The sequence below is a fragment of the Paractinoplanes lichenicola genome (assembly GCF_016785085.1).
GTDB classification, from domain to species: domain Bacteria; phylum Actinomycetota; class Actinomycetes; order Mycobacteriales; family Micromonosporaceae; genus Actinoplanes; species Actinoplanes lichenicola.
Genome location: NZ_JAENHO010000001.1, coordinates 34,844 through 60,671 on the forward strand (window position 1 = coordinate 34,844; position 25,828 = coordinate 60,671).

The 25,828-nt window shown below is 71.3% G+C and carries 25 protein-coding genes; 8 read left to right on the plus strand and 17 right to left on the minus strand.

The features are described 5' to 3' along the window. Positions 1-65 precede the first annotated feature (65 nt). The 3 genes from JKJ07_RS00170 to JKJ07_RS00180 all read right to left on the minus strand — a co-directional run bounded on the left by JKJ07_RS00170 (position 66) and on the right by JKJ07_RS00180 (position 3,628). Positions 66-791, minus strand: coding sequence for a GNAT family N-acetyltransferase (locus JKJ07_RS00170; protein ID WP_307834067.1), 726 nt, complete (start codon positions 789-791; stop codon positions 66-68). Positions 792-1,229: 438 nt separating this feature from the next. After that, the gene (locus JKJ07_RS00175; RefSeq protein WP_202989080.1) at positions 1,230-2,669 is read right to left on the minus strand and encodes a glycoside hydrolase family 43 protein; all 1,440 of its coding nucleotides are present in this window, start codon (positions 2,667-2,669) and stop codon (positions 1,230-1,232) included. Further along, entirely contained in the window at positions 2,669-3,628 is a 960-nt protein-coding gene (locus JKJ07_RS00180) for an acetylxylan esterase (protein WP_202989081.1), read from the minus strand. The genes JKJ07_RS00175 and JKJ07_RS00180 overlap by 1 nt, the downstream gene beginning before the upstream one ends. 491 nt (positions 3,629-4,119) lie before the next feature. Between JKJ07_RS00180 and JKJ07_RS00185 the strand changes: the two genes are divergently transcribed. Continuing rightward, positions 4,120-5,181 carry an NAD(P)/FAD-dependent oxidoreductase gene (locus JKJ07_RS00185; RefSeq protein WP_202989082.1) on the plus strand — a complete coding sequence of 354 codons (1,062 nt, stop codon included), beginning with the start codon at positions 4,120-4,122 and terminating at the stop codon, positions 5,179-5,181. A gap of 27 nt (positions 5,182-5,208) precedes the next feature. Beyond that, entirely contained in the window at positions 5,209-5,706 is a 498-nt protein-coding gene (locus JKJ07_RS00190) for a beta-class carbonic anhydrase (RefSeq protein WP_202989083.1), read from the plus strand. Here the strand turns inward: JKJ07_RS00190 and JKJ07_RS00195 are convergent. After that, positions 5,693-6,250, minus strand: coding sequence for a TetR/AcrR family transcriptional regulator (locus JKJ07_RS00195; RefSeq protein WP_236028136.1), 558 nt, complete (start codon positions 6,248-6,250; stop codon positions 5,693-5,695). The two genes, JKJ07_RS00190 and JKJ07_RS00195, sit on opposite strands and share 14 nt — an antisense overlap. Positions 6,251-6,338: 88 nt before the next feature. Between JKJ07_RS00195 and JKJ07_RS00200 the strand changes: the two genes are divergently transcribed. Continuing rightward, the gene (locus tag JKJ07_RS00200) at positions 6,339-7,244 is read left to right on the plus strand and encodes an NmrA family NAD(P)-binding protein (protein ID WP_202989085.1); all 906 of its coding nucleotides are present in this window, start codon (positions 6,339-6,341) and stop codon (positions 7,242-7,244) included. A gap of 57 nt (positions 7,245-7,301) precedes the next feature. On the opposite strand, the gene JKJ07_RS00205 is transcribed toward JKJ07_RS00200, so the two are convergent. Then, positions 7,302-8,429 (minus strand): RCC1 domain-containing protein, encoded by a 1,128-nt coding sequence (locus JKJ07_RS00205; RefSeq protein WP_307834068.1) that lies wholly within the window; start codon positions 8,427-8,429, stop codon positions 7,302-7,304. Positions 8,430-8,936: 507 nt separating this feature from the next. Then, positions 8,937-9,554 carry a hypothetical protein gene (locus tag JKJ07_RS00210; protein ID WP_202989087.1) on the minus strand — a complete coding sequence of 206 codons (618 nt, stop codon included), beginning with the start codon at positions 9,552-9,554 and terminating at the stop codon, positions 8,937-8,939. A gap of 276 nt (positions 9,555-9,830) precedes the next feature. Between JKJ07_RS00210 and JKJ07_RS00215 the strand changes: the two genes are divergently transcribed. Both JKJ07_RS00215 and JKJ07_RS00220 read left to right on the plus strand, forming a co-directional pair. Further along, positions 9,831-12,059 (plus strand): glycoside hydrolase family 9 protein, encoded by a 2,229-nt coding sequence (locus JKJ07_RS00215; protein ID WP_202989088.1) that lies wholly within the window; start codon positions 9,831-9,833, stop codon positions 12,057-12,059. A 103-nt stretch (positions 12,060-12,162) separates the two neighbouring features. Continuing rightward, positions 12,163-12,702, plus strand: a complete 540-nt coding sequence (locus tag JKJ07_RS00220) for a hypothetical protein (protein WP_202989089.1) — start codon at positions 12,163-12,165, stop codon at positions 12,700-12,702. Between the two features lie 5 nt (positions 12,703-12,707). Here the strand turns inward: JKJ07_RS00220 and JKJ07_RS00225 are convergent, their stop codons facing one another. Genes JKJ07_RS00225 through JKJ07_RS00255 form a run of 7 tightly spaced genes read right to left on the minus strand, consistent with a single transcriptional unit; the run spans position 12,708 to position 18,992 of the window. After that, positions 12,708-13,664, minus strand: a complete 957-nt coding sequence (locus JKJ07_RS00225; protein WP_202989090.1) for a hypothetical protein — start codon at positions 13,662-13,664, stop codon at positions 12,708-12,710. Then, entirely contained in the window at positions 13,661-13,990 is a 330-nt protein-coding gene (locus JKJ07_RS00230; RefSeq protein ID WP_202989091.1) for a PadR family transcriptional regulator, read from the minus strand. Before JKJ07_RS00230 ends, JKJ07_RS00225 begins: the two co-directional genes overlap by 4 nt. A 41-nt stretch (positions 13,991-14,031) precedes the next feature. Further along, complete coding sequence (locus JKJ07_RS00235) at positions 14,032-15,453, minus strand: sensor histidine kinase (RefSeq protein ID WP_202989092.1); 1,422 nt, start codon at positions 15,451-15,453, stop codon at positions 14,032-14,034. Beyond that, positions 15,450-16,160: a response regulator transcription factor gene (locus tag JKJ07_RS00240; protein ID WP_202989093.1), complete on the minus strand. Its 711-nt coding sequence runs from the start codon at positions 16,158-16,160 to the stop codon at positions 15,450-15,452. Before JKJ07_RS00240 ends, JKJ07_RS00235 begins: the two co-directional genes overlap by 4 nt. Continuing rightward, positions 16,157-17,320 (minus strand): hypothetical protein, encoded by a 1,164-nt coding sequence (locus JKJ07_RS00245; protein ID WP_202989094.1) that lies wholly within the window; start codon positions 17,318-17,320, stop codon positions 16,157-16,159. Before JKJ07_RS00245 ends, JKJ07_RS00240 begins: the two co-directional genes overlap by 4 nt. Further along, a complete protein-coding gene (locus tag JKJ07_RS00250) occupies positions 17,320-18,087 on the minus strand; it encodes an ABC transporter permease (protein ID WP_202989095.1) in 768 nt (255 codons plus the stop codon). The genes JKJ07_RS00245 and JKJ07_RS00250 overlap by 1 nt, the downstream gene beginning before the upstream one ends. Continuing rightward, a complete protein-coding gene (locus tag JKJ07_RS00255; protein ID WP_202989918.1) occupies positions 18,084-18,992 on the minus strand; it encodes an ABC transporter ATP-binding protein in 909 nt (302 codons plus the stop codon). The genes JKJ07_RS00250 and JKJ07_RS00255 overlap by 4 nt, the downstream gene beginning before the upstream one ends. Before the next feature lie 127 nt (positions 18,993-19,119). Here JKJ07_RS00255 and JKJ07_RS00260 point away from each other — a divergent pair, with 127 nt between their 5' ends. Next, positions 19,120-20,043 carry an arsenic resistance protein gene (locus tag JKJ07_RS00260; RefSeq protein WP_307834069.1) on the plus strand — a complete coding sequence of 308 codons (924 nt, stop codon included), beginning with the start codon at positions 19,120-19,122 and terminating at the stop codon, positions 20,041-20,043. Here the strand turns inward: JKJ07_RS00260 and JKJ07_RS00265 are convergent. The 3 genes from JKJ07_RS00265 to JKJ07_RS00275 form a co-directional block, all read right to left on the minus strand. Beyond that, a complete protein-coding gene (locus tag JKJ07_RS00265) occupies positions 19,989-20,630 on the minus strand; it encodes a TetR/AcrR family transcriptional regulator (RefSeq protein ID WP_202989097.1) in 642 nt (213 codons plus the stop codon). The genes JKJ07_RS00260 and JKJ07_RS00265 overlap by 55 nt on opposite strands. A gap of 10 nt (positions 20,631-20,640) precedes the next feature. Beyond that, complete coding sequence (locus JKJ07_RS00270; RefSeq protein WP_202989098.1) at positions 20,641-21,726, minus strand: aldo/keto reductase; 1,086 nt, start codon at positions 21,724-21,726, stop codon at positions 20,641-20,643. A gap of 130 nt (positions 21,727-21,856) precedes the next feature. After that, entirely contained in the window at positions 21,857-23,350 is a 1,494-nt protein-coding gene (locus tag JKJ07_RS00275; RefSeq protein ID WP_202989919.1) for a sensor histidine kinase, read from the minus strand. A gap of 219 nt (positions 23,351-23,569) precedes the next feature. Between JKJ07_RS00275 and JKJ07_RS00280 the strand changes: the two genes are divergently transcribed. Together JKJ07_RS00280 and JKJ07_RS00285 are read left to right on the plus strand one after the other, a co-directional pair. Beyond that, a complete protein-coding gene (locus JKJ07_RS00280) occupies positions 23,570-24,142 on the plus strand; it encodes a TetR/AcrR family transcriptional regulator (RefSeq protein ID WP_202989099.1) in 573 nt (190 codons plus the stop codon). A gap of 5 nt (positions 24,143-24,147) precedes the next feature. Then, positions 24,148-25,284, plus strand: coding sequence for a GDSL-type esterase/lipase family protein (locus JKJ07_RS00285; protein WP_236028138.1), 1,137 nt, complete (start codon positions 24,148-24,150; stop codon positions 25,282-25,284). On the opposite strand, the gene JKJ07_RS00290 is transcribed toward JKJ07_RS00285, so the two are convergent. After that, positions 25,281-25,805, minus strand: coding sequence for a PepSY domain-containing protein (locus JKJ07_RS00290; RefSeq protein ID WP_202989101.1), 525 nt, complete (start codon positions 25,803-25,805; stop codon positions 25,281-25,283). The genes JKJ07_RS00285 and JKJ07_RS00290 overlap by 4 nt on opposite strands. Positions 25,806-25,828: the final 23 nt, after the last annotated feature.

Genomic DNA, 25,828 nt, shown 5'->3' on the forward strand with positions numbered 1-25,828 from the left:
CTCGGCGGCGACCCCGAGTATCCCATTCCCTGTCGACCCTCTTGGCCGCCGCCGGAGGAGAGCTGTCAGTCCAGGCTCATGTAGAGCCGCCGGCCGGCCGGCCGATAGCCGACCCGCTCGTAGACCCGCCACGAGTCCTCGCCGGACGCCTCCAGCCAGGCCAAATCCGCGCCCGCGGCGAACAGCCGCTCGGTGACGGCCGCGGTGATCGCCCCTGCCAGCCCCCGGCGCCGGTACGCCGGACGAACGCCGATGCCGCCGACCTCGCTGACCCCGTCGTTCGGGGCGACCGCGGTGCCACCGCCGGCGCAGGTGCCGTCGGCCGCGACGGCCATGATCGCCACCCCGCCCCGGGACTGCGAGCGCAGCACCCGGGCAGCATCCTCGTCGGTGGCCGTCGGCTCGCCGCCGAAGGCCTCGTTCTGCGCGGCGACCATCGCCACCCGCTCCGGGTCGGCGTCCGGCTCGCGCACGGCGAACCCCGCCGGCACGACCGGGAGCGTCAGCGTGCCGGCCTCGCAGACGAGATATTCGTGCTGCTCCTCGACGCCGAACCCGGCCGCGGCCAGGAGCGCCTCGAGGCCCGGGGCGCAGTTGACGACATATTCCAGACGCGGCCGCCGACCGGCCGCGCGGAACGCCGCCACCAGCTCGGTGACGTCGGCTTCGGTGACGGCCGCGCCGGGCCGCGGGCTGGCGTAGTTGATGTGCGGGCTGTCGGTGCTCGGGTCGAGCCCGAAGACGAACGGCCCGACCTCGGCCGCCGCCGGTCGACCGGACAGATTGGCCACGACGGACTGCTGAATACGAGAATCCAAGTTCAAGCTAGTGAGAACCCTCTGTGCGTTCGCGGACGAGACAAACGTCGGGCCGCCGCACCTGGCACCAAGTCAGGCGGCCGCTGGGTCCACCGAGATCACAGGCGTCATTCCCTCGAACAGAGCGCCGCACCCACCGTGCGGCCCCTGGAGGCTACCAGAACTTGGCCCATCCCCCTTCCGTTCGAGGAGAACACTGTGGACGAACGTCACGGGGAGGAGTTGCGATGAAACGCGTGTTCGAGGCTGTCCGGCCTGGGCCGACGCGGTCGAGGGACCTTCGCGAAGGCGATCCTGGCCGCGTACGGGGAACTGGTTGTGACCTTGGTCGATCTGCCCGAGGTGGCGGCGGCGGTCGGGGGTGGCGGGCCGGCTGGGTGAGACCGGCTGGCGCTGCCCCGCCGTCGGGTGTCATCGAGGCGGTTCCGGCGTGAGCGGCTCGGCGGTGTACCAGTCGAACGCGGCCGTGCCGGCGGTGACATAGAGGCCGATCACGCGGCCCGTGAAGCCGGTGGCCACCTCGGTCGACAAATAACGGCCGTCCAGCTCGGCCAGGGGCGGGCCGTCGGCGACCCGGAACGCGATCAGATCCGGGGCCTGAAGCGCGTCGGCGGTGCGGGTCTCGACGGTCAGGTCGATCGGGCCGGGCGGCACCGGCTGCTCAGCCACGACCTGACGCAACGGGCCGATCCGGGCCACCACCCGGGCCCGGCCGTCCGAGAGCTCCAGATCGTAGTGGTGGGCCTCGTCCAGGCGTACGGAGAGACCGGCCGTGGCCGTCCCCGGGTCGAGCCGGGTCGTGACGCGGGTGTCGTGATGCTGCTGGCGGCGGCCGAGGAACGTGCAGCCGGGCCGGTCCAGGGTGTCACCGGTGGCGTGCAGGGTGAGCCAGCCGGGACGGTCCGTGAGCGACCATGAGTCGTCCGGCCGCCGGCGGGGAGAGACCCACTGCGGGGCCAGGGCAGCGGAGTCGAAGTCGTCGCGTTCCGCGGCCGGGGGCGGCCCGCTCGGCGACCCCACCTCGCCCATCTGGGGCCAGCCGTCGACCCACTGCACGCGGGCCAGGAACGTCTCGCGGCCGAGCACGTGGAAGGCGGGCGTCTTGCCCCTGGGCCGGGTGGCGAGCAGCACCATCCACCAAGTGCCTTCCGGATCCCGTACGAGGTCGGCATGGCCTGTGCTTTGGATCGGCTTGTCGGTGCTGCGGTGGGTGACCAACGGGTTGGCGGGGGCGGGCTCCCACGGGCCGAGCGGGGTGCGCGCCCGGGCCATGGCGACGGTGTGACCGCGCTCGGTGCCGCCCTCGGCGATCAGCAGATACCACCAGCCGCCGACCCGGTAGAGGTGCGGCGCCTCCGGATATTGCAGGCCGGTGCCCGCCCACGCCGGGAACGGGCCGTCGAGCACCTTGCCCGCGACGGGGTCGATCCGCGCGATCTGCGTGCCCGAGACCGCCGCCCAGCAGGTGCCGTCGTCGCCCCAGGCCAGGTCGGGGTCGATGCCGGGCAGATCGATCCAGACCGGCTCACTCCACGGGCCCTCGGGCCGCTCGGCCGTGACGATGAAATTGCCGCCGCCCGACACGTTGGTCGTGATGATCCAGAACCGGCCGTCGTGGTGCCGCAACGTCGGCGCGTAGATGCCGCCCGACGCCTCGGTGTCGTCGGGCAGCGGCAGCTGGGACGGCCGGTCGAGGGCATTGCCGATCTGCCGCCAGTTGATCAGGTCGCGGCTGTGGAACACCGGCACGCCCGGGAAGTATTCGAAACTGGAGCAGACCAGGTAGTAGTCCTCCCCCACCCGGCACACGCTCGGGTCCGGGTGGAAGCCCGGCAGGACAGGGCGGCCCATCAGAGCCGGCCGCGCAGGAACTCCAGGGCGCGGGCCTCGTCGAGGATGCCGCCGCCCTCGTGGCCGTTGAACTCCCAGACCTCGATCTCCTTCTCGCCCCCGTATTCGTGGAAGGCGCCGAACACGGTGGACGGCGGGCACACGGTGTCGCGCAGCGCGGCCGAGAACAGGGCGGGCGCGGCCGCGCGGGCGGCGAAGTTCACGCCGTCGAAGAAGGCCAGCGTGCGGCGTACGGGCTCGACCTCTGTCCGGTGCACGACGAGATAGTCGATGATTTCCTTGTACGGATACGACTCCGTCACCTGCAGCGCGCGCGGGAAGTCGCACAGGAACGGCACGAACGCGACCGCCGCGGCCAGGTCGTCCCGCAACCCGGCGACGGCGAGCGCGTTGCCGCCGCCCTGACTGCCACCGAGCACCGCGATCCGGGAATTGTCGACCACGTCGAGGCTGCGCGCGGCGTCCACGGCCCGGACGGCGTCGGTGAACATGCGCCGGTAGTAGTAGGTGGCCGGGTCGAGGATGCCGCGCGTCATGACACCCGGAACCTGCGGCTGCGAGGGCGCCTCGTCCGGGGTGTCGCCGAGGCTCCAGCCCGAGCCCTGGCCCCGCGTGTCCATCTGCAGATGCGCGAACCCGGCCGAGGCCCAAAGCAGGTTTTCCAGGGCGTGGCCGCGACCACCGCCGTACCCGACGAACTGGACCACGGCGGGCAGCGGACCGGTGGCGTGGGCGGGCACCCGCAGCCAGGCCCGCACATCCTGACCCGCGAAGCCCCGGAACGTCACGTCGTACGTGGTGATGGTCTCGAGGTTAGTGGCGACCTCTTGCAGGCGCACGTCGACATCGTGCTTGGCCGCCTCGGCGAGGGTCTCGGCCCAGAACTCGTCAAACCCGTCGGGGGCTTTCTGGCTGCTGCGATAGGTGGCGAGCTGATCCGGGGAGAGGTCGGTGAGCACAGTGATCGTTCCTCCGTGGGGTCCGGCAGACGAGCGGGTGATCGCCCGGCTCGATCCTGGCACGGCTCAGCGCTCGGGGGTGTCACCGTTTCCCGACAAGCGGCCCCCGTACGACTCAGCGTCGTCGAGCCAACCCGGCTGATCCGCAGTCGGCGCGTCCCATTCCATCGCTCTCGCCGCGCGGTGGCCCGCCGCGCCCCATCTGGCCGCGGGTCCCCACGCGTCACCGTTACTCGGCCCGCTGTAGTGACGGAAGCCGGACATCGCCGTCCACCGCCGTCGCCGTCCGCCGAGTCCTGACGTGATCCCGGGCCGCCCTCTTCCGGCATCCTAGGAGGCTAGTCTGGTTCGCTTTGGGCCGCCGCACAGACGCGAGTGCTAAAGGCGTCCTCCGCAGGAGGTCACGGCGCCTCGCGGCCGCCGGGCAGGGGCTCTCTCACCACTCGGGACGGGGAAACCGGGGATCGACGGGTCTTGGTTAGCGTTCGGACATGAGAGTGGCTGTGGTGGGTGGCGGCGTGGTCGGGCTGTCGACGACGTTGGCGCTGGTCGAGCGTGGGATCGACGTGACGTGCTTCGAGCCGGCGGCGCCGATGGCGAAACGGTCGGCCGGGGAGACGCGCATCTTTCGGCACGCCCACGCCTATCCCGACATGGTCGAGCTGGCGACCGAGTCGGGGCGGCTCTACGCGGGGTGGAGCGAGCGGGCCGGCGTGCCGTTGATCGACGTGGTCAGCACCGTCGTGAGTGGCGGGCCCGTCGAGGCGTGGGCCGCCGCCATGGCTGAGGTGGGCGCCCTGCATGAGGTAGTCGACAAACAGCCGGAGCAGCTTCGGTTGCCGGCCGCCCGGATCGATGGGCCGTCGCTCGTGGATCCGGCGGGTGGGGCGATTCGGGTCGACCGGATCCGGACGTTTCTGCTCGACGCGATCGGCAACCGCGTGCGGCGAGCCACGGTCGAAAGCGTCGAAGAATCCGGCGGCCGAGTCCGGGTCCGCTTCAGCGCGAACGACCTCGCCGATTCACTCGGCACGGCCTCGGACGCCGGCGTGGACGAGTTCGATGCGGTGGTTGTTTGTGCGGGGGCGGGGACAGCCGGGCTCACCGCAGGGCTGGGGCTGGCGGTTCCCGATCGGCTGGAGCATCACGTGCGGTTCAGTTTTCCGGTGCGGGCCGACATGAAGGGGCCGATGCCTTGCTGGATCAACTCGGACTCCTATCAGCATCTGACCACGGCGGGTACGTGGGCGGTCGGCTATGACGTCGAGGCAGCGGACGTTGCCTGGGAGTTGGGGACGGAGGTGGCCGAGCGGAATTCGCGGGCGGCGGTCGTCGACTACGTGACCCGGGAGCTGCCGGGGCTCGAGCCGCGGATCGTGGATCGGCTCTACTGCAGCAACAATCTCGGGCTGAGTGACGGCTTCCGCTTTTTGCGCAGCGGGGCGGTCCTCACCGCGTACGGGGAAAATCTCTTCAAGTTTGCCCCGCTGCTCGGCGAGTGGTTGGCGAAGGCCGCGATCGACGGATCCACCCCGGCTCATGCGGGTCCCTAATCCCTACGAGGTGAGTAGGGTTGGGTCATGAGTGTGACCGACGAACTTCTGGTTAATGCGGAGCACTACGCCGCGGCGTTCGACAAAGGGGAACTGCCGCTGCCGCCGGCCAAGCACGTCGCCGTCGTAGCGTGCATGGATGCGCGGCTCAACCCGTACGGGCTGCTCGGTCTGGCCGAGGGGGACGCCCATGTGATCCGCAACGCGGGCGGGGTGATCACGGCCGATCAGTTGCGGAGCCTGGCCATCAGTCAGCGGCTGCTGGGCACGACCGAGATCATTCTGATTCATCACACCGGGTGCGGGATGCTGACCTTCACCGACGACGAGTTCAAGGCGGCGATCCAGGCCGAGACCGGGATCAAGCCCGCGTGGGCGGCCGAGGCGTTCCCCGATCTCGACGAGGACGTACGGCAGTCGGTGCGCCGGATCCTCGACGATCCGTTCATTCCGGTGAAGGACTCGGTGCGCGGGTTCGTCTACGAGGTCGAGACCGGGCGGCTGCGCGAGGTCAAGCAGGGCTGATTCCGGCGACCGTCAGGTGCAGGAGGCGGTCGGCCTCGGTGGCGGCGTGCGGGTGGTGTTCGGTGGCCAGGGCGATGCCGGTGACCAGGTTGAGCAGGTCGGTGATGGTGACGCCGGGGGTCAGACAGGGCGCCGCTCGGTGGGTCAGGGGGGTGCCGGCCGCGGTCAGGCGGGCTGTGGCGCAGTGTTCGTGCGGTTCGCCGGGGGCCGCGGTGTGGTCGCGGTTGAGGGCCTCGGCCAGGCCGCGCGTGGTGGCGGCGAACCGCAGCACGCCGCCCAGCCAGTCGAGCAGGGCGGCCCGGGCGTCGGGGTGTTCGGCCAGGTCGCGGGCGTGGTCGGCGAGCGTGTCTATCTGCTTGCGGAAGACCGCCTCGAGCAGGGCATGCCGGGTCGGGAAGTGCCGGCGAGCGGTGCCCGAGCCGACCCCGGCCGTGCGCGCGATCTGTTCCAGGGACGCGTCGGCGCCCTCGGCGGCGATCGCCTCCTCGGCCACGGCCAGCAGCAACGCGTAGTTGCGGCGGGCGTCGGCGCGCTGGCCGGTCATCACGTCTCCTCACGGTTGCCAAGTGGCGGGGTCCGCCGTATCTTAGCGGCACGGAAACGGCGGGGGTCGCCGTTTGGGGAGGCGAGAGATGACCGCGCCGGTTCTGGTGGTGGGCTCCACGGGTCAGCAGGGTGGGGCGGCCGCTCGCGCGCTGCTGCTGGCAAACATTCCCGTACGGGCGTTGGTGCGTGATCCGGCGACGGAGCGGGCGCGGGCCGTCGCCGAACTGGGGGCCGAGCTTGTCACCGGCGACCTGAAGGACCGTGACTCGCTGCTCGCGGCGGCGCGCGGGGCTCGAGCCGTCTTCTCGGTGCAGATGGCCGAAATCGTCGACGGAGCCTTCGACTTCGACGGCGAATTGCGGCAGGCCGTCAATCTCATCGGGGCCGCCCGAGCCGCGGAGGTGCCGCAATTCGTGCACACGTCGGTGTCGGGATCGGATCGGCTCGCTACCGCGCCGGGGCACGAAACGGGACGGTGGAAGGCGCTCGAACCGTACTACGCGGCCAAGAAAGGCATCGAGGACCGCGTACGGGAAGCGGGTTTTCCACGTTGGACGCTCATCAAGCCGGGATTCTTCATGGAGAACTTCCGGCTCGACGCGTCCTATCTGATGCCGCGCGGGGTGGCGGGCGGCATCGTGACGGTGCTCAAGCCGTCGACCCGGTTGTCGCTGGTGGCGGTGCACGACATCGGCGTCACGGCGGCGGCGGCCGTGGCCGAGCCGGAGCGGTTCCATCGGGTCGAGCTCGAACTGGCCAGTGATTATCTGCCGATGACGGCGATTGCCGAGACGCTGGGAAGGGCGCTCGGTGCCCCGCTGAGCGCGCCCGACATGACCGAGGCGGAGGCGCTCGAGGCGGGAATGCCGGCGTACGCGGGGCTTTCGATGGAATTGATGAATCTGGCGGGGCAGCCGGCCCGGCCCGAATTCGCGCGGGCGCTCGGCATTCCGCTCACGTCGTTCGAGGCGTGGACGCGGAACGGGCTGTGAGATAACGGCCTCCCCCGCCTACGACCGAATCGAGTCGCAGGCGGGGTCGCCGTTGGGTCATGCGGGCAGGGTCACCCGCACCGGGGCGGTCCGCGCGGTCGTGGTGCCGTCGCCGACCTGCGCGTTGTCGTTATTGCCCCAGCACCACAGGCTTTCGTCCGTACGGATCCCGCACGTGTGATGCCCGGCCGAGGCGTTGCCCGTCCAGCTCGTGGCGTCGCCGATCCGCACGGGAGCGTAGCGGTGCGTGGTGGTGCCGTCGGCGAGCTGACCGGATGCGTTGTTGCCCCAGCACCACAGGCTGCCGTCGGCCCGGGTCGCGCACGCCGTGTCGAAGCTGGCGACGACCCCGGCCCACGTGGTCACGCTGCCGACCTGCACCGGCGCGGCCTGGTAGGTGCCGCTGACACCCAGCTGCCCGTAGCCGTTCTCGCCCCAGCACCACAGCGACCTGTCGGTGCGGACCCCGCAGGTGAACAGGTAGCCGGCCGTCACGCCGGCCCAGTTGGTGCCGGTGCCGACCTGGGCCGGCGTGGTGCGGTAGCCGAGGACGCCGACGCCGAGCTGCCCGGTCGAGCTGTCGCCCCAGCACCACAGCGAACCGTCCGTACGGGTGGCGCAGGTGTGGGCGTAACCGGCCGTGACGCTGGCCCAGTTACTCGCGGTGCCGACCTGCAGCGGCGCGGACGCGGTGTAAACGGCCGCGCCGTCACCGAGCTGCCCGAAGCGGTTGAAGCCCCAGCACCACAGAGTTCCCTCCGTACGAATGGCGCACGTGTGACTGTCGCCGGCGCTCACACTGGCCCAGCCGGCCGATGTGCCGACCTGCACCGGGGTGGTCTGCCGGGTGGTCGCGCCGTTGCCGAGCTGCCCTCGCGTGTTCCCGCCCCAGCACCAGAGCGTTCCCCCCGTACGGATGCCGCACGTGAAGCTCGTGCCACCGTCGACGCTCGTCCAAGTGGCGGTGCCGACCCGTACGGGCGAGGTCTTGGCCACGATCGTGCCGTCGCCGAGCTGGCCGCTGTAGTTGCCGCCCCAGCAATACAGGTTGCCGTCGTCGATCGTGCAGGTGTGGCCGTAGCCGGTGGCGATCGTGGTGGTCGCGGGCGGGGCAGCTTGGGCCGGGGTGGCGATGAACATGGCGATCAGGGCCGCCACGAGGGCGGCGATCGTCCTTTTTGTCACGTAAGGACTCCTCAATCTCACTCGCCGAACCCCGGCGTGGGGATGCGGGTCGGCTGCATGGGGGAATTCGGGCCGCTCAGAGGTTCCTCCGGCACCGGCGTATTGATGAGCATCGTGACATGGGAGCGCTCCCATTGCAACGCCGTGTCCGTCGCGTGAAAACCGGGCCACGACCTGCCGAGACTGATCAACCAACGCTCGCGCGGTGAAGCAGCGGATCAGAGTCACAGGCGCGGACCGCACCGCAGGGGCCGGGCCGACGGGCCGACGGGCGGTGATGCGACGGGCGGTGGACGATGAGCTGTGGGGGTCCCGAGCGGCGGGCCAATGAGCCGTGGGATCCGCGGGCGGCGGGATCGGCGGGCCGAGGAGCGGTGGCGTCGTTCGCCTGCCGGAATGGGGGATCCGTCGCGGCTGGTTGAGAGCCGGGCAATCTGTCAGCTGACGAAACGGCGAGTCGGACATTCGCGAACTGACCGGCAAGCCGTCGGCCGGTCCGCGGGATGGTCAGTCGATCAGCGAGTCGAAGAAGGCGGACTTTTCACGCTCGTATGCCGGCGGATCATCGCAGTGTCGGAGCTTGACGGCGTTGTAGGCGGCAACCAGCGCCGGGTCTGCGGACAGGAGTTGCCAGGTGCGGGTGAAGCGGAGGTCGTGTGCCGAGCCGATCGGCGTTAAGGCAACGCCGATCGGCAGGTCCGGGGCACCGGCGTCCGGCCGGGATGGAGGGGTCGCGGCCACCCCGGGCGAAACAACTGTTGCCGAACCCGGCGGAGGCACAGTGATCGGGCCATGCGAAGCCGGCTCGGGCGTGGCCGCGGCTGGCGACTCAGGGTGAGGTGCTGCGGTCGGGACGGCGAACGTTGCCAGCGTGGACTGCCAGATCTCGGCATGGACCTTTGTGTAGATCTTGCTCAGTGCGGCTATCACGGCGGGGAAGTCCTGGTCGGGGACGCGTAGGTGGAGGTCGACGTCGCCCTTGGTCAGGGTGTTGGGCAGGGAGCTGCCGCCGACCAGGAGAAGTTCGTGGCGGGCGGTGAGCAGGGTGGCCAGGCGTCGGCGTTCCGCGAGCAGGATCGTTTGGGCTGCGGCGTGGAAGTCGGCGCCGGGGCGCAGTGTGGACACGGGTTGAGCGTGCCGGAAACCGGCTGTTCACACCATTGAATTGGGAGCGCTCCCATGTAACGATGACGGTCAATCCCCGAGGAGATGCCCATGAAAGCCCGTGCCCTCCTGGCTGTCCTTGTTCTCGGCCTTGTCTGGCTCGCCGCGCCCGGCGGTGCGGCGGCGGCCCCTACCGGAACCGCTGCGGCCCGGGCGGGAGCGGCGGCACCCGGCGGGGCAACTGCGGCCCGGGCGGGAGCGGCGGCACCCGGCAAAGCGACCGCGGGTCAAGCGGCAATGGGTCAGGCGGGAGCGGCCGCGGCGCCCGCCTACAGCTACGGCGAGGCGCTGCAGAAGTCGCTGTTCTTCTATGAGGCGCAGGTTTCCGGCAAGAAGCCGGCGTGGAATCGGGTTTCCTGGCGGGGTGACTCGGCGATGCGGGACGGGCAGGATGTCGGGCTGGATCTGACCGGGGGCTGGTTCGACGCGGGCGATCACGTCAAGTTCGGGTTGCCCATGGCGTTCACGACCACGATGCTGGCCTGGGGTGCGATCGAGAACCGGGCCGCCTACTCGAATTCCGGGCAGCTGACCCACCTGCTCAACAACCTGCGGGTGCCCAACGACTACTTCATCAAGGCGCATCCCTCGGCCAACGTGCTCTACGGCCAGGTCGGCAAGGGCGATGACGACCACAAGTGGTGGGGCCCGGCCGAGGTCATGCCCATGGCGCGGCCTGCTTACAAGATCGATGCCAGTTGTGGCGGTACGGAACTCGCGGCGGAGACGGCGGCGGCCATGGCGGCGAGCTCGATGGTCTTCCGGGCGACCGATCCCTCGTACGCGGAAACGCTTTTGACTCATGCGAAGCAGCTCTACACCTTCGCCGACACGGTGCGGAAGAGCTATCACGAGTGCATCACCGACGCGACGTCGTTCTACCGGTCGTGGAGCGGTTACGCCGACGAGCTGGTGTGGGGCGCGATCTGGCTGCACCGGGCCACCGGTGACGCGGCCTATCTGGCCAAGGCCGAGGCCGGCTACGACGCGCAGGGCAACGAGAACCAGACGAGCACGAAGATGTACAAGTGGACGATCTCGTGGGACAACAAGCAGTACGGCAACTACGTGCTGCTGGCCAAGCTGACCGGCAAGCAGAAGTACGTGGACGACGCGAACCGCTGGCTCGACTGGTTCACGGTCGGCGTCAACGGTGAGAAGGTGCGCACCTCCCCCGGCGGCATGGTCGTCGTCGACACGTGGGGCGCGCTGCGGTATGCCGCGAACACCGCGTTCGTCGCGCTCGTCTACAGCGACGCGATCACCGACGCGACGCGCAAGCAGCGCTACCACGACTTCGCCGTACGGCAGATCGACTACGCCCTGGGTGCCAACCCGCGCAACTCCAGCTATGTGATCGGGTTCGGGGCCAACGCTCCGCAGAACCCCCACCACCGTACGGCTCATGGGTCGTGGTGGGACAGCCAGCAGGTGCCCGAGCAGACCCGCCACGTGCTCTACGGCGCCCTGGTCGGCGGCCCGTCGGCGCCGGACGACAAATACACCGACAGCCGGGGCGACTACGTGATGAACGAGGTCGCCACCGACTACAACGCCGGGTTCACGTCGGCGCTGGCCCGGCTGTACGGCGAGTTCGGCGGCCCCGCGCTGGCCGGCTTCCCGCAGGCCGAGCAGCCCGACATCCCCGAGCTGTCGGTCGAGACCACGATCATGCAGAACGAGACCCGGTCCACCGGCGTCAAGGCGATCGTCTACAACAAGTCGGCGTTCCCGGCCCGCGCGCTGACGGCCGGCAAGTTCCGCTACTACTTCACCCGGGACAGCGACGCCGCCCTGGTCGTGAGCTCGCCCTACACGCAGGGCTGCCCGGGGCCGACGAGCGCGAAGCAGTTCTCGGGCGCCGTCTGGTACGTCGAGGTCGACTGCACCGGCTATTCGATCGCCCCGGCCGGTCAGTCCGCCCACCGCATGGAGGTCCAGCTCAAGATCGGCGTCGCCGAGGGCGGCACGTGGAACCCGGCCAACGACCCGTCCTACCAGGCGGCCGCCGGCCTCAACCGCGGCGTGACGCTCTACGACGGCAACACGCTGGTCTGGGGCGCCGAGCCGGACGGCACCCCCACTCCCGAACCGACGCCGACGCCCACGCTGAGCCCGAGCCCGAGCCCGACGCCCACCCCCACTCAGCCCGCCGGATGCCGGGTCGCCTACTCGACCAACGACTGGGGCAGCGGCTTCACCGGCTCGGTCACCATCACCAACGGCCCCACCCCGGTCACCGCCTGGTCCCTCGTCTTCCCGTACGCCGCGGGTCAGCGGATCACCCAGGCCTGGTCGGCCACGGTGACCCAATCCGGCACTCAAGTCACCGCGACCAACACCTCCTGGAACGGCACCCTCGCCCCCGGCGCGACCGTCACGTTCGGCTTCAACGCCACCCACACCGGCAGCAACCCCCGCCCGTCCTCGTTCACCCTCAACGGCACCCCCTGCACTTCGTCGTAGCGACGCACGCCGGTGTCAGGCGCGTCGAAGCGGCGCGCACCTGACACCGGCGGCCACCCGGCAAGCGGTTGGCACGATCCCGCCGGCCGTGCAGAGTGACGGCATGACATGCATCGTCGGGATCACGGACGGCCGCACAGTCACCGTCGGCGGCGACTCGGCCGGCAGCGACGGCTGGCATGTCGCGGTGCGCTCCGACTCCAAGGTGTTCCAGGTCGGGCCCTACCTGATGGGCTTCACCACCAGCTATCGGATGGGTCAGCTGCTGCGCTACTCGCTGGACGTCGGGGAGCCCGACACCTGGGACGTCGACCGGTTCATGGCCACCACGTTCATCGACGCCGTGCGCGAGTGCCTCACCAAGGGCGGCTACGCGCGGACGGAGGACGGCCAGGAACAGGGCGGGCAGTTCCTCGTCGGCATCCACGGCCGCCTCTACGTCGTCGGCGACGACTACCAGATCGGCCACACGATCTCGGGTTATGCCGCGGTGGGCTCGGGCTATCTGGTCGCCCTGGGCTCCCTGCACTCCACGGCGAAGTCGGCCGTCAGCAGCCGCGACCGCGCGGTGATGGCGCTGGAGGCGGCGGCCGAACTCACCGAGGGCGTGCGTCCGCCCTTCACCGTGGTGCAGTCGGAGTAGAGCGGTCATTGGGCCACGGCCTCGTATTCGTAGCGTGGGCGGGCCAGGATTGCGGCCAGGGCGATCACCGCGAAGCCGTACAGCGGTAGCTGCTGGAAGTCGCTCGGCGTGAGATACCACCCCTCGCCCATGTCGTAGACGCGCATGAAGTCGAGGGTCGGGCCGAAGGCGAACCCCTGGGCGTGCACCAGGCCGCCCGTGCCCAGGGGGTCGGCCACGGTCAGGTAGCTCCACAGGGAGGCCACGAAACCCACCGCCGACGGGGCGACCAGCGCCAGCCCCATGGTGAGCAGCACCCCGCTGCGCAGCGGGCGGCGGGCGGCCTGGATGCGATGGGCCAGCGCGACCCCGGCGAGCCAGCCGGCGAGCAGCCCGAGCAGGGTGCCGGCGATCGTCAGCGGCACGTACGACGCGGGGCGGGTGGGCCAGCCGGCGACCGTGACGGTGCCCAGGCTGGGATACGCGTAGACGTCGAGGCGCACGCCACCCTGTTCCGCGGCGAAGTGGACGTTGGTCAGGACGCCCTCGCGGGACCCGATCGGGCCGGGTCGCCAGCCGTCGGCGGCCAGCGCTCGGCGGCTCTGCTCCACGGCGTAGGCGGCGTCGGCCCCGGACGGGAAAGCGGCCTCGGCCCACAGATAGCGGTCGGCCACGTTGACGTGGGTCATCTTCTCGCCGACCGGGATGGTGGCAGGCAGCTCGGCATAGCTCAGCGTGCCCAGCCAGGACCCGGCCGCGGCGCCGAGGGCCCCGCCCACCAGCAGGGCGAACACGGCGGCGAGCAGGGCCATCGGGCGGCGGCGGACCGGCGGCCGGAACCGCTCGCGCAGGCCGTCGAGCACGAGACGCGTGCGGTCGGACATAGGCGGGCGGCCGTCAGTCATCTCGACCAGGGTCGCGATCAGCTCGTCGCCGTGTTTGCGGCGCAGCCGCGCCGGATAGGCCACCAGCAGGCGGTTCATGCGGCACCCCCGGCGGGACCGGGGCGCAGGCCCAGCTGGCGTTCGGCCAGGGCGGCCCGGCTGCGCAGCCGCTCCGCCTGCGAGGCCAGGACGACCGCGCCGTGATCGCTGAGCCGGTAATACCGCCGGAGCCGGCCGTCGACCTGCTCCTCGCGGTCGACGGCGATCAGGCCCTGCTGATCGAGCCGGTCGAGCGCGCCGTAGAGCGTGCCGGGGCGCAGCTTCACCTCCCCGTCGGAGAGCGTGGCGACGGACTGGACGATGCCGTAACCGTGCAACGGCTGGGCCGCCAGCGCGGTCAGGATGAGGAAGGTCGGCTCTTGCACGGCGCCGATAGTACGGCGGCGAAGGTATACCGTCAACCAAGCTATAGCCGGGGCAGTGTGAGCCGGAAACAGGCGCCCTGACCGGCCTCCGTCGCGAGCTCGACGTCGCCGCCGTGCGCCCGGGCCAGCGAGCGGGCGATGGCCAGCCCCAGTCCCGCGCTGGCCCCACCCGTACGGCTGCGGGACCGATCCGTGCGATAGAACCGGTCGAACACCCGCCCGGCCTGCTCGGCCGTCATGCCCGGCCCGCTGTCGGCCACCTCGAGCACGGCCCGCCCGTCCACCGTGCCCACACCGACCCGTACGGATGTGCCGGGCGGGGTGTGCGCGATCGCGTTGCCGACGAGGTTCGTCACCACCTGCCGCAGCCGGGCCTCGTCCGCGTCGACCGGCGCCGGTCCCGGCGGGCCCGCACCGCCCGGCCCGGTCACCGAGATCGGGCGCGACGGGTCGAGGGCGTGCAGGTCGTGCCGGGCGTCGGTGGCCAGCGTGCGCAGGTCCATCGGGGCCCGGTCGAGCTGGCTCTCGGGGGCGTCGTCGAGCTGGGCCAGCAGCAGCAGGTCCTCGGTGAGCGCGGTCAGCCGGGTCGCCTCGCGCTCGATCCGGCGCATCGCGTCGTCCACGTCGGACGGCTGGGCCAGCGCGCCCATCCGGTGCAGGTCGGTCGAGCCCTTGATGACGAACAGCGGCGTGCGCAGCTCGTGGCTGACGTCGGAGACGAACGTCCGCATCCGCGCCTCGGACGCGGCCCGGTCGGCGAACGCGCGCTCGAGCTGGCCCAGCATGGTGTTGAGCGAGCCCGCGAGATGCCCGAGCTCGGTGCCCGTACGGGCCAGGACCGGCACCCGCCGCGACAGGTCGCCGGCCGCGATCGCCGCCGCGGTGTGCTCGATCCGGCGCAGCGGCCGCAGCCCCCGGCCCAGGGCGAACCAGCCCAGCCCGGTCAGCACGACCAGCAGCACTCCCCCGCCGGCCAGGCTGGTCAGGCGCAGCTGGGCCACGGTGGCGTCGGCCTCGGCCATCGGGGACGCGGCCACGACGGTGCCGTCCCAGCCGGCCGTCCGGGCGACGACGGCCCGCCAGCGCTCCGAGCCGTCGGCGGCCGGCAGGAAGGCGCCCGTGCCGTCGATGGGCAGGGCCAGCAGGTCGGCCGCGGACGGCAACACCGACGGCTCCAGCCGCGACGAGCTGGCACCCCGCAGTACCGTCCCGTCGGGGTCCAGATAGACGAGGTACGGGGCGCCGATCAGGTCGAGCGCGGGATCCAGCACCGCGGGGTCGGCGGCCGGGCGGGGCTGCACCGCGGGCACGCGCGCGAGCAGCTGGGTGAGCGAGCGGAGCTGGGTGTCGAGACGGTCGACCTGGTAGTGCGACAGCCGGCCGGAGACGACCGTGCCGAACAGCCCCAGGCCGGCCAGCAGCAGGGCGGCGGTGATGAGCAGGAGGCGTACGCGAAGGCTCATTGGCGTGGCTCCCGCAGCACGTAGCCCACGCCGTGCACGGTCTGGATCAGCCGGGGCTCCCCAATGTCGACCTTGCGGCGCAGATAGGAGATGTATGTGTCGACGATGCTGGCGTCCCCGCCGAAGTCGTAGTTCCAGACCCGGTCGAGGATCTGCGCCTTGGTCACGACCCGGCCCGCGTTCTCCATCAGGTAGCGCAGCAGCCGGAACTCGGTCGGCGAGACCTTGACCGGCCGGCCGTCGCGCGTCACCTGATGCCCCTCGGTGTCCAGCGCCAGCGCGCCGACGGTGATTTCGCCGGTGTACGAGCCGCCCGTACGACGCAGGATCGCGCGGATCCGGGCGATCAGCTCCTCCAGGTCGAACGGCTTGGTCACGTAGTCGTCGGCGCCCAGCGACAGCCCGGTCACCTTGTCGGCCTGCCGGTCGCGCGCGGTCAGGAACAGCACCGGCACCGGGCCGCCACGGCCACCCGTACGCTGTTCGCGCAGCCGCCGCACCACCTCGAAGCCGTCTATGTCGGGCAGCATGACGTCGAGCAGCACGAGGTCGGGCGGCTCCGCGGTGGCCGCGCTGATCGCCTCGGCGGCGGTTCCGGCCGAGCTCACCCGGAAACCGGCGAACCGCAGCGTCGCCGAGAGCAATTCCCGTACGGTCGCCTCGTCGTCCACGACCAGCAGGTGTTCGGCGTCAGCGCGCGATGTCATGCCGTCAGCCTATGAAAAGCGTCGACCAGCAGGCTCGCCACCGAACCCACAACCAGGCCGACGAGCAGCGCGATCCCGGGGTTCACGGTCAGCCGCACGTCGAGCAGGGGCAAAGCGAAGATCAGCGCCCGTACGCCGAGAGCGGCCGACACCGAGGCCCCGAAGGCGATCGCGGCCAGGGCCAGCCCGGCCGCCAGCGCGACACCGGCAGCTCGCCGGAAAGGGCGGCCGGGGCTGACGTGACGAGCCGCGACGGCCACGATCACGCAAACCGCCAGGAGGACGATGACACCGGCGAGATGCACCGGGATCGGAGTCGTGCGGCCTTCCAGCGCGCAGGCGAGCATACCGTCGGCGTGCAGCGACGAGGGCAGGGCCAGCCCGAGGGGCAGCGCGAGCAGGAGCCCGCCGGCCGCCGGGGGGCCGACGACGACCGCCGCGGCCGACAGGCCGACGGCCATGATCCCGAGGGCCGGCCACCGCAGGGCCCGAACCCCGGCCCGTGCGGCCGGGAACCGCAGGATGACCCAGCACAAGGCGGCGACGGCAAGTGCCAGCATCGCGGCGCCACCCACCGCGGGGCCGACGCTGACGGTGAAGCCCGCGTCCAGAGCCCCGCGGCCGGGCAGCCCCGGCGCAGCAGCGCCGCGGCCGAACAGCCCCGGCAAGCCGGCCCCGCCGCCGGCGGACAGGCCGGGCAGACCTGTCGCGTCAGACGGGCAAGCCCGCAGTTCAGCGACGTCTGCTCCGGCGCCCGCCGGCAGCGTCAATGCGCCCCGCGCGAACCAGGCGACCATCCCGGCGCCACCGGCGAACACCGCAACTGCCGTCCCGCCGCGCAAGAGCAAGCCCGCCCGGCCGCCGCGGGCGAGAAGCACGCCGAGCACGACCATCCCGGCCAGGGTCACGCCCAGCGGCATCACGTCGAGGCGACCGCTCACGGCCACCGGCAGCCCACCCGACGGCACGGCGCCGACCTGCAGCGGAGCGCCTGCCGCCAGCCCGACCACCGCCGCGGCGAGCCGGTCGAGGCGACCCACCCGCCCGGCGTCGAGCAGCAGCAGCCCGGCGAGCGCGACGCCGCTCATGGCGAGCAGCGCCGCGGCCGCCGCGCGGGCACCGGCGTACGGGTGCCGGAAGGTCTTGGCCGCCGGGGGCATCAGACGACGTCACGCCGGCGGAAGACGAGGAACGCGGCCACCAGCACCCCGGCCACGGCGAGGCACATCCCGGCCAGGTTGACCCACGGGTGCGGGTAGTCCGGGTCGGGCACGACGTTGAGCGCGGCCGCCCCGCCGAGGGTCGGCCAGAAGTCGAAGATCCCCCGTAGCCACGACGGGAACAGCCCGGCCAGCGCGGGCACCAGGAAGACGATCCCGACCAGCGTGGCCAGCGCTCCCGCCGTGGCCCGCAGCAGGGCGCCCAGACCGACGGCCAGCAGACCGATGGCCGCGAGGTAGAGCCCGCCCGCGAGCACTGCCTTCAGCACACCGGGGTCACCGAGCGCGGCGCTGGGCACTCCTTGACGGGAGATCAGCGGCTGCCCGATCAGGAAGGCGCCGAACATCAGCGCCTCGCCCGCGACGAGGGCGACCACCGCGGCCAGGGCCACCTTGGCCGCCAGCACCCGGGTGCGGCGCGGGGTGGCGGTCAGCGTGGTGCTCATCAGCCCGGTCGCGAACTCCGAGGTGACCACGAGGATGCCGAGCACCCCGACGATGAGCTGGGCGACGATGTACGCGGTCAGGCTGTGCCCGGTCGGGTCCCACACCTGCCGGTCGGCCGCGGTGGCCTCGGCCCAGATGTCCCCGGTGGCGTTGGCCGCCAGCGCGGTGATGCCCAGCCCGACGACGAAGAGACAGGCCAGCGTGAGCCACGTCGACCGCAGGCTGCGCAGCTTGATCCATTCCGAGTGGAGCGTCTTCATGCCGCCACCCCCTGGAACTCGACGCTGTCGCGGGTGAGCGCCATGAAGGCGTCCTCCAGCGAGGCCCGCTGCGGGGTCAGCTCGCTGAGCACGATCCCGTGGAAGGCGGCCAGCTTGCCGATGTCACCGGCGGAGATGCCCGCGACGATCAGCGACGACTCGAGCCCCTCGTGCACCGTCGCGCCGGCCTCGGTCAGCCTGCGGGTCAGCCCGCCGGGGTCGCCCGCGCGGACCAGCACCGTGCCCGCCCCGCTCGTCCGGGTCAGCTCGCTGATGGTGGTGTCGGCGATGAGCCGGCCCCGGCCGATGACGATCAGGTGGTCGGCGGTCTGGGCCATCTCGCTCATCAGGTGGCTGGAGACCAGCACGGCCCGGCCCTCGGCGGCCAGCGAGCGCATCAGGTCGCGCACCCAGCGGATGCCCTCGGGGTCGAGCCCGTTGACCGGCTCGTCGAAGATCAGCACGCGGGGGTCGCCGAGCAGGGCGGCCGCGATGCCGAGCCGCTGCCGCATGCCGAGGGAGAAGCTGCCCGCGCGCTTGGCGGCGACGCTTTCCATCCCCGTACGGGAAAGGACCTCGCCGACCCTCGTGCGGGGCAGGCCGTTGCTCACCGCGAGGGCCAGCAGGTGGTCGTGGGCCGTACGGCCGCCGTGCACCGCGCCCGCGTCGAGCAGCGCGCCCACCTCGAGCAGCGGCACCGGCAGCTCCCGATAGCGGCGCCCGCCGACCGTGACCGTGCCGCGGTCCGGCGCGACCAGCCCGATGATCATGCGCATGGTGGTGGACTTGCCGGCGCCGTTGGGGCCGAGGAACCCGGTCACCTGGCCCGGTTCGACCGTGAAACTGAGATCGTCGACCACCGTCGCGGGCCCGTAGCGTTTGGTCAGGCCCCGTACGTCAATCATGCTCATGGCCCGATGCTGGGGGCCGCGGCTGGCCGGTTCCGCAGAGGTTCTGAGCGAGTTCTGTGAGATTCCGCGGCCGCGGCGGGGTCCGCGGCCCGGTGTCACAGGAAACCCCCATGATGGGCAGGTGGAAAGGCACCAGGTCACGATCTATCTGTCGGCGATCGCCGTCGGCGTCACTCTGGGCCTGCTGGTGCCGGGCGCCGGTCTCGAGCCCGCGATCAACCCGCTGCTCGGAGCCCTGCTCTACGTCACGTTCCTCCAAGTGCCGATGAGGGACCTGGTTCGATCGTGGCGCGATACCCGGTTCCTGGCCGCCGCCCTCGTGGTCAACTTCGTCGTGGTGCCGCTCGTGGTGGCCGCGATGTTCGCTTTCCTGCCGTCGGATCAGGCCGCACGGGTGGGGTTCCTGCTCGTGCTGCTGGCGCCCTGCGTCGACTACGTCATCGTGTTCAGCGGGCTGGCCGGGGGCAGCAGCGACCGTCTGCTCGCGGCCACTCCGCTGCTGCTGATCGCCCAGATGGTGCTGCTGCCGTTGTACCTGCTGGCGTTCCTCGGCTCGGACCTGGCCGACGTGGTCGAGGCCGGCCCGTTCCTCGAGGCGTTCCTGGTGCTGATCGTCATCCCGCTCGCGCTGGCCTGGGCCACCCAGACGTGGGGCCGCCGTTTCGCGCCGGCCCTGGGCACCACCATGGTCCCGCTGATGGCCGCGAGTCTGCTCGTCGTGGTCGCCTCGCAAACACCCCGGCTGACCGCCGACGTGTTCGGCGTGATCCCCTTCTACGTCCTGTTCCTGCTGGTCATGGCGTTCGCCGGGCTCGGCGTGGCCCGCCTGTTCCGCCTCGACGGGCCCGCCAGCCGGGCGATCGTGTTCACCGGCGCGACCCGCAACTCGCTGGTCGTGCTGCCGCTGGCCCTCGCCCTGCCCGAGGCCCTGTCCCTGGCGGCCGCCGTCGTCGTCACGCAGACGCTGGTCGAGGTGATCGGCATGGTCGTCTACGTCCGCGCGGTGCCCCGCTTACTACCCGCTGCGCCATCCTCGGCCGCATAGGCACGCAGCATGACCAGTGCGCCGTCGAGCACGGCCGCGAGGGGCTCGATGTCGTCCTGCGACTGCATCACCAGCAGGCCGCCCTGCAGCGAGGCGAATACGGTCAGGGCCAGCCGCTCGGGGTCGGCCGAGGGTCGCAGGAGGCCACCGTCGCGCATCCGCCGCAGGCCCGCGGCCAGGTCCTCGCGCCACTGATCGGCATACGCGGAAACCTGCGCGGCCAGCTCCGGTTCAGTCGGGGCGACGTCGTTGACCAGCGCGGTCACCGAGCAGTATTTGTGGGTGAGGTTGCTGTAGTACGCGACGACAGCGTCCCGCCAGCCCTGCCACGATTCCCATGAGTCGAGTCTTTCGAGCCACGGCTGCTGGGCCGCCATCACCCGGGAATTCTGATATCCGGCGATCGCGCCGACCAGCTCGCTCTTGCCGCCCGGGAAATAGTGGAACAGCTGACTCTTGCTGGTGCGGGTGCCCACCCGGATCTCGTCGAGCGTCATGCCGGTGACCCCGCGGTCCAGGATCAGCTCGGTGGCGGCCCGCACGATCCGGTCCCGCGTGGCCGCCCCCTTGCTGGTCAGTCCAGTCATGGGCCAGACCCTACTGCCGTACGGCGTTGAAGACCGGCTCGTGGTAGCCGGCCGGCTTGTCGCCGATGCCCAGGCCGGGGCTGACGATCCAGTTCTGATATTCCGGCGTGAACATCGCGTAGGGCAGGGCCGGCGGGATCGCGCTCGCCTCGTCGAGCCGGCGCCGGGCGTCGGCCGGGATCTCGAAGTCGAGCGCGCCGAGGTTGCTGGTCAGCTGATCCGGGCGGCCGCCGCCCAGCACCACCGAGGCCACGCCGGGCCGGGTGGCGACCCAGTTGATCGCGACCTGCGCCATCGGCCGGCCGAGTGCGGCGGCCACGTCCTCGAGGGTCTCGATGACCCGCCAGTCGTGCTCGCTGACGGTCGTGCCCTGACCGGCGAGCCGCCCGGTGCCGTCGACGCCGCCCGCCGACCTGCGGTACTTGCCGGTCAGCAACCCGCCGGCGATCGGGCTCCAGACCGTGATGCCCATGCCCAGGGCCTGCGCCATCGGCACGAACTCGGGCTCGATCGCACGGTTCACCAGCGAGTACGGCAGCTGCAGGGTGACCAGGGGAGCCATCCCGGTCGCCTCGGCGTAGCTCTGCGCGCGGGCCGCGTACCAGGCCGGGACGTCCGACAGGCCGCCGTGCCGGATCTTGCCCGACCGCACGAGGTCGTCGAGCGTGCGCACCACCTCCTCGACGGGGGTGATCCGGTCCCAGGTGTGCAGCAGGTAGAGGTCGAGGTAGTCGGTGCGGAGCCGCCGCAGCGAAGCCTCCACGGCCCGGATGATGTGCTTGCGTCCGTTGCCGCTGGCATTCGGGTCGCTCGGATCGACGCTGTTGGTGAACTTGCTGGTCAGCACCAGCCGCTCCCGGTTGCCGGCCCGCTGGATCAGCCTGCCGAGGATCCGCTCGCTCTCACCGGCGGTGTAGAAGTCGGCCGTGTCGACGAAGTTGCCGCCGGCTTCCACGTAAGCCCGGAAAATCGGCTCCGAGTCCTCCTCAGTCACTCCGTACGTCTTGTGGAAGCCGTCAACGCCGAAGTTCATGGTGCCCAGGGCGAGCCGGCTCACCCGCAGTCCCGAACGTCCGAGCAGGTAGTACTGGTTCATGGCCGATCCTCCGTCTCCGCGCGGCCAGATTTAGGACCGCTAGGTCCATACTTTTCCTCGTGAAAAGTGAACCGCCAAGTCCAAACTTCAGTTCGGAGAGGTGACGTGCGCTACTGACGAGCGCTTCCGGTCAGGCCGGGGCGGGCATCGTGAACCAGATCGACGTGCCCTCCTCGACGTCGAGGTCGAGCCAGATGCGGCCGCCGTGGTATTCGACGATCTTTTTGCCGATCGAGAGGCCGATGCCCGTGCCGTCGTAGGCCTCGCGCGGGTGCAGCCGCTGGAAGATGACGAAAACCTTGTCGGCGAACTCCTTCTCGATGCCGATACCGTTGTCCCGCACGTTGATCCGCCACTCGTCGCCGTCGCGCTCGGCGCTGACCCGGACCACGGGCGGCACGTCGGGCCGGCGGAACTTGAGCGAGTTGCCGATCAGGTTGACGAACAGGGTCGTCAGCAGCGGCTCCTCGCCCTCGACCGTCGGCAGCCCGGACCAGCTGATCTCGGCATCCTCGCCGGCCCGCGGCTCGAGCTGCGACTTCACCTCGGTCAGCACCCGGTCCAGAGGCACCGGCGTGAACTCCGACGTGAGCCGCCCGACGCGGGAGAACGCGAGCAGGTCGTTGATCAGCCGCTGCATCCGCTGGGCGCCGTCGACCGCGAACGCGATGTACTGATCCGCGCGCTCGTCGAGCTGTCCCGCGTACCGGCGCTGTAGTAACTGGCAGAAGCTGGCCACCTTGCGCAGCGGCTCCTGCAGGTCGTGCGAGGCGACGTAGGCGAACTGCTCGAGGTCGCGGTTCGACCGGCTCAGCTCCTCGGCTTTGAGCTCGAGCTGCTGATTGGCCGACTCCACCTGCGTACGGGCCTCGCGCACCTCGGTCAGCTCGGAGGCGATGCGCCGCCGCATGCCGTCGACGTCGCCGGCCAGGCTGGTCAGCTCGGGCGAGCCGGCCGAGACGATCCGGCGCTCGTAGTCGCCCCCGGCCACCCGCCGCACCTGCCCGGCCAGCTCGGCGATCGGACGGCTGACCAGCCGGTCCAGCAGCCACAGCATGAGCCCGCCGACCACGACCAGGATCACGGCGGCCGCGATCTCCAGCCCGACCAGCACCGACGACGTACGCCGGGCCGCGCTCGCCGCCTCGTCGCGCAGGGCCAGGATGTCGGCCTGCAGCGTGTCCACGCCCGCGCGCAGGGCGTTGAACCGCGTGTCGTTGGCGGCCTCGTCGATCGTGCCGGCCGCGATCACCGGCTCGGCCACGTCGGCGCGCCACTGCTCGGCCAGCTGCCGCACCCGCTCCAGGTCGGCGCTGATGTCGGCCCGCCCGCCGGTGGCGTTGAGCTCGTCGATGCGGGCGAGCAACTGCTTCTCGGCGGCCACCCCCTGCTCGTACGGCTGGAGGTTCTTCTGCGCCCGGCTCAGCGCGTAACCCCGTACGCCGGTCTCCTGGTCGAGATAGGCCGAGTAGAGCTCCTGGCCGGCGACGCGCATGGGGCCGGTCTTCTCCAGCAGCACGTCGAGATTCTTGTTGCTGTCGACGGCGGTGATCGCGGCGAACACGCCGATGCCGGCCAGCAGCAGCCCCGCCACCGTGAACAGCATGAGCACGCGGCGGCGCATCGTCCAGGACTTGACGCGCAGAGTGTCCACTGTGAGGCCGTCCTGTCGGTGGGCTTTCCCGGGGTCGTGAGACGGGAAGTATGCAGCATGCCATTTGCCGCAGAGCAATTAACCCGTCCGTGTTGCCCCCGCCCCACCCCCGGCCCGCTTCCGTCCCCCTCGGCGCTTGTTTCCTAATGCCTTTAGGTTGTAGCCTGAATACCTTAGGGAGGGGTTGCGATGGCACGGATGGGCCTGACGGCCGAGCGGGTGACCCTGGCCGGGGCCGAGCTGGCCGACGAGGCGGGGTTCGCCCAGGTCACGCCGTCGGCGGTCGCGCGCCGGGTCGGCGTGCAAGTGGCCAGCCTGTACGCGCATGTCCGCAACGCCGAAGACCTGCGCACCCGCATCACCCTGCTGGCGCTGGCCGAGATGGCCGACCGGGCCGCCGCCGCGCTGGCCGGCCGCGCGGGCAAAGACGCGCTGGTCGCGCTGGGCACGACGTATCGCGACTACGCCCGGCAGCATCCCGGTCGCTACGCGGCGGCCCAGCAGCGGCTCGACCACGCGACCGCCATGGCGAGTGCCGGTCCGCGCCACGCCGAGATGATCCGCGCGATCCTGCGCGGTTACGCCCTTCCCGAGACCGAGCAGACCCACGCCGTACGGCTGATCGGCAGCACTTTCCACGGCTACATCACCCAGGAATCGGGTGGTGGGTTCGACCACAGCACGCCCGGCCCGCAGCAGTCGTGGGAGCGCATCCTCGACGCGCTCGACACCCTGCTGCGCCACTGGCCCCACGAAGGATGAGTCCGATGACCGACCTGACCACCACTCCCCTGACCGCCGAGCTGATCCGAGGCGCCGCCGAGCTCGAGCCCACGGCCCACGGGCTGCTGCCGCACCGGCTTCCGGCGTGGGCGCGGGCCCAGTCCGCCGACCCCCAGCTCGCGACGGTCGAGGCACAACCTTCCGGCGTACGGGTGGTGTTCCGCACCTCGGCCACCCACGTCGAGCTGGTCGCCCTGCCCACCCGCCAGATCCTGCGTGGCGTGCCGGAGCGGCCGCTCGGTGTGTGCGACCTGCTCGTCGACGGCGTCCTGACCGACCGCCAGACGATCGCCGGCGGCACCACAGTCACCGTCGACATGGCCACCGGAGCCGTCGACACCGTCCCCGGCGAGCCCGGCCGCGCCGTCTTCACCGGCCTGCCCGGCGCCGACAAGACCGTCGAGATCTGGCTGCCGCACTACGAACGCACCGAGCTCGTCGCGCTCCGCACCGACGCCCCGATCACGCCCGCGCCGCCGTCCGGGCTGCGGCAGTGGCTGCACCATGGCAGCTCGATCAGCCAGGGCTCCAACGCCGCCAGCCCGAGCACCACGTGGCCCGCAGTCGCGGCCGCGCTCGGCGGTGTCGAGCTGACCAACCTGGGCTTCGGCGGCAGCGCCCTGATCGACCCGTTCACCGCCCGCACGATGCGGGACACGCCGGCCGACTTCATCAGCGTCAAACTCGGGATCAACGTCGTCAACGCCGACCTGATGCGCCAGCGCGCGTTCGGCCCGGCCGTGCACGGCTTCCTCGACACGATCCGCGACGGCCACCCCGACACGCCGCTGCTGGTCGTCTCGCCGATCTACTGCCCGATCCACGAGAACACGCCCGGCCCCGGCGCTTTCGACGTGGCCGCGCTGCGCGAGGGCCGGATGCGCTTCGTGGCCACGGGCGAACCGGGCCCGGGCAAGCTCACGCTCACCGTCATCCGGGCCGAGCTCGCCCGCATCGTCGCCGAACGCGCCCAGACCGACCCGCACCTGACCTACCTGGACGGCCTCTCCCTGTACGGCGAGCCCGACCACGAGAAGCTGCCCCTGCCCGACCAGCTACACCCCGACGCGGAGACCCACCAGCTGATCGGGCGCCGCTTCGCCGAGCAGGTGTTCGGTTAGTCGTCCTGGTTCTTGGTCAGCACCTTGAAGGCCGTGTCAAGCTCGACGTCCCACTCCTTGTTCGCGGAGTCGCGGACCTCGGCCTCGTAGGCGACACCCTGGTCATCGCTCGCCTCGACATCGAGGATCGTCCCGCCCGGGAAGGCGTCCAGCACGGCCTTCTCGGCCGAGGTCCGCTGGGCGTCGGTCAGGGCAGGGCCGGCGGTGTCGGTGTCGGGGGTGTCGGCCTGCTGGCTGAGCACCTTCAGGTCCTTGTCGAGCACGACGTCGACCTCGCTGCCGTCGGGCTTGCGGACCTCGGCCTCGTACGCCTCACCCTGGTCGTCGCTGCTCTCCACGTCGACGACGGTGCCGCCACCCACGGCCTGGACCGCGGCGTTGCCCACCCGGTCGCGGTCGGCGCCGCTCACGTCGGCGTCGGCGTTCGCGGCGGTGGCCCACACCCCGCCACCGACGGCGAGAGCGGCGACGGCCGCGGTGGTGACGATGACGCGCTTGCTGCGAAGCTTGGCGGTGTTCATGAGCTTGTCGGCCTTCCTGGTCG

Excerpts from the sequence above, each read along its gene's own strand:
- JKJ07_RS00175 (WP_202989080.1), bottom strand. The coding sequence starts at position 2,669 with ATGGGCCGCCCTGTCCTGCCGGGCTTCCACCCGGACCCGAGCGTGTGC.
- JKJ07_RS00185 (WP_202989082.1), top strand. The coding sequence starts at position 4,120 with ATGAGAGTGGCTGTGGTGGGTGGCGGCGTGGTCGGGCTGTCGACGACG.
- JKJ07_RS00190 (WP_202989083.1), top strand. The coding sequence starts at position 5,209 with ATGAGTGTGACCGACGAACTTCTGGTTAATGCGGAGCACTACGCCGCG.
- JKJ07_RS00195 (WP_236028136.1), bottom strand. The coding sequence starts at position 6,250 with ATGACCGGCCAGCGCGCCGACGCCCGCCGCAACTACGCGTTGCTGCTG.
- JKJ07_RS00200 (WP_202989085.1), top strand. The coding sequence starts at position 6,339 with ATGACCGCGCCGGTTCTGGTGGTGGGCTCCACGGGTCAGCAGGGTGGG.
- JKJ07_RS00215 (WP_202989088.1), top strand. The coding sequence starts at position 9,831 with ATGGGTCAGGCGGGAGCGGCCGCGGCGCCCGCCTACAGCTACGGCGAG.
- JKJ07_RS00220 (WP_202989089.1), top strand. The coding sequence starts at position 12,163 with ATGACATGCATCGTCGGGATCACGGACGGCCGCACAGTCACCGTCGGC.
- JKJ07_RS00225 (WP_202989090.1), bottom strand. The coding sequence starts at position 13,664 with ATGAACCGCCTGCTGGTGGCCTATCCGGCGCGGCTGCGCCGCAAACAC.
- JKJ07_RS00235 (WP_202989092.1), bottom strand. The coding sequence starts at position 15,453 with ATGAGCCTTCGCGTACGCCTCCTGCTCATCACCGCCGCCCTGCTGCTG.
- JKJ07_RS00240 (WP_202989093.1), bottom strand. The coding sequence starts at position 16,160 with ATGACATCGCGCGCTGACGCCGAACACCTGCTGGTCGTGGACGACGAG.
- JKJ07_RS00245 (WP_202989094.1), bottom strand. The coding sequence starts at position 17,320 with ATGCCCCCGGCGGCCAAGACCTTCCGGCACCCGTACGCCGGTGCCCGC.
- JKJ07_RS00250 (WP_202989095.1), bottom strand. The coding sequence starts at position 18,087 with ATGAAGACGCTCCACTCGGAATGGATCAAGCTGCGCAGCCTGCGGTCG.
- JKJ07_RS00255 (WP_202989918.1), bottom strand. The coding sequence starts at position 18,992 with ATGATTGACGTACGGGGCCTGACCAAACGCTACGGGCCCGCGACGGTG.
- JKJ07_RS00265 (WP_202989097.1), bottom strand. The coding sequence starts at position 20,630 with ATGACTGGACTGACCAGCAAGGGGGCGGCCACGCGGGACCGGATCGTG.
- JKJ07_RS00270 (WP_202989098.1), bottom strand. The coding sequence starts at position 21,726 with ATGAACCAGTACTACCTGCTCGGACGTTCGGGACTGCGGGTGAGCCGG.
- JKJ07_RS00275 (WP_202989919.1), bottom strand. The coding sequence starts at position 23,350 with ATGCGCCGCCGCGTGCTCATGCTGTTCACGGTGGCGGGGCTGCTGCTG.
- JKJ07_RS00280 (WP_202989099.1), top strand. The coding sequence starts at position 23,570 with ATGGCACGGATGGGCCTGACGGCCGAGCGGGTGACCCTGGCCGGGGCC.
- JKJ07_RS00285 (WP_236028138.1), top strand. The coding sequence starts at position 24,148 with ATGACCGACCTGACCACCACTCCCCTGACCGCCGAGCTGATCCGAGGC.
- JKJ07_RS00290 (WP_202989101.1), bottom strand. The coding sequence starts at position 25,805 with ATGAACACCGCCAAGCTTCGCAGCAAGCGCGTCATCGTCACCACCGCG.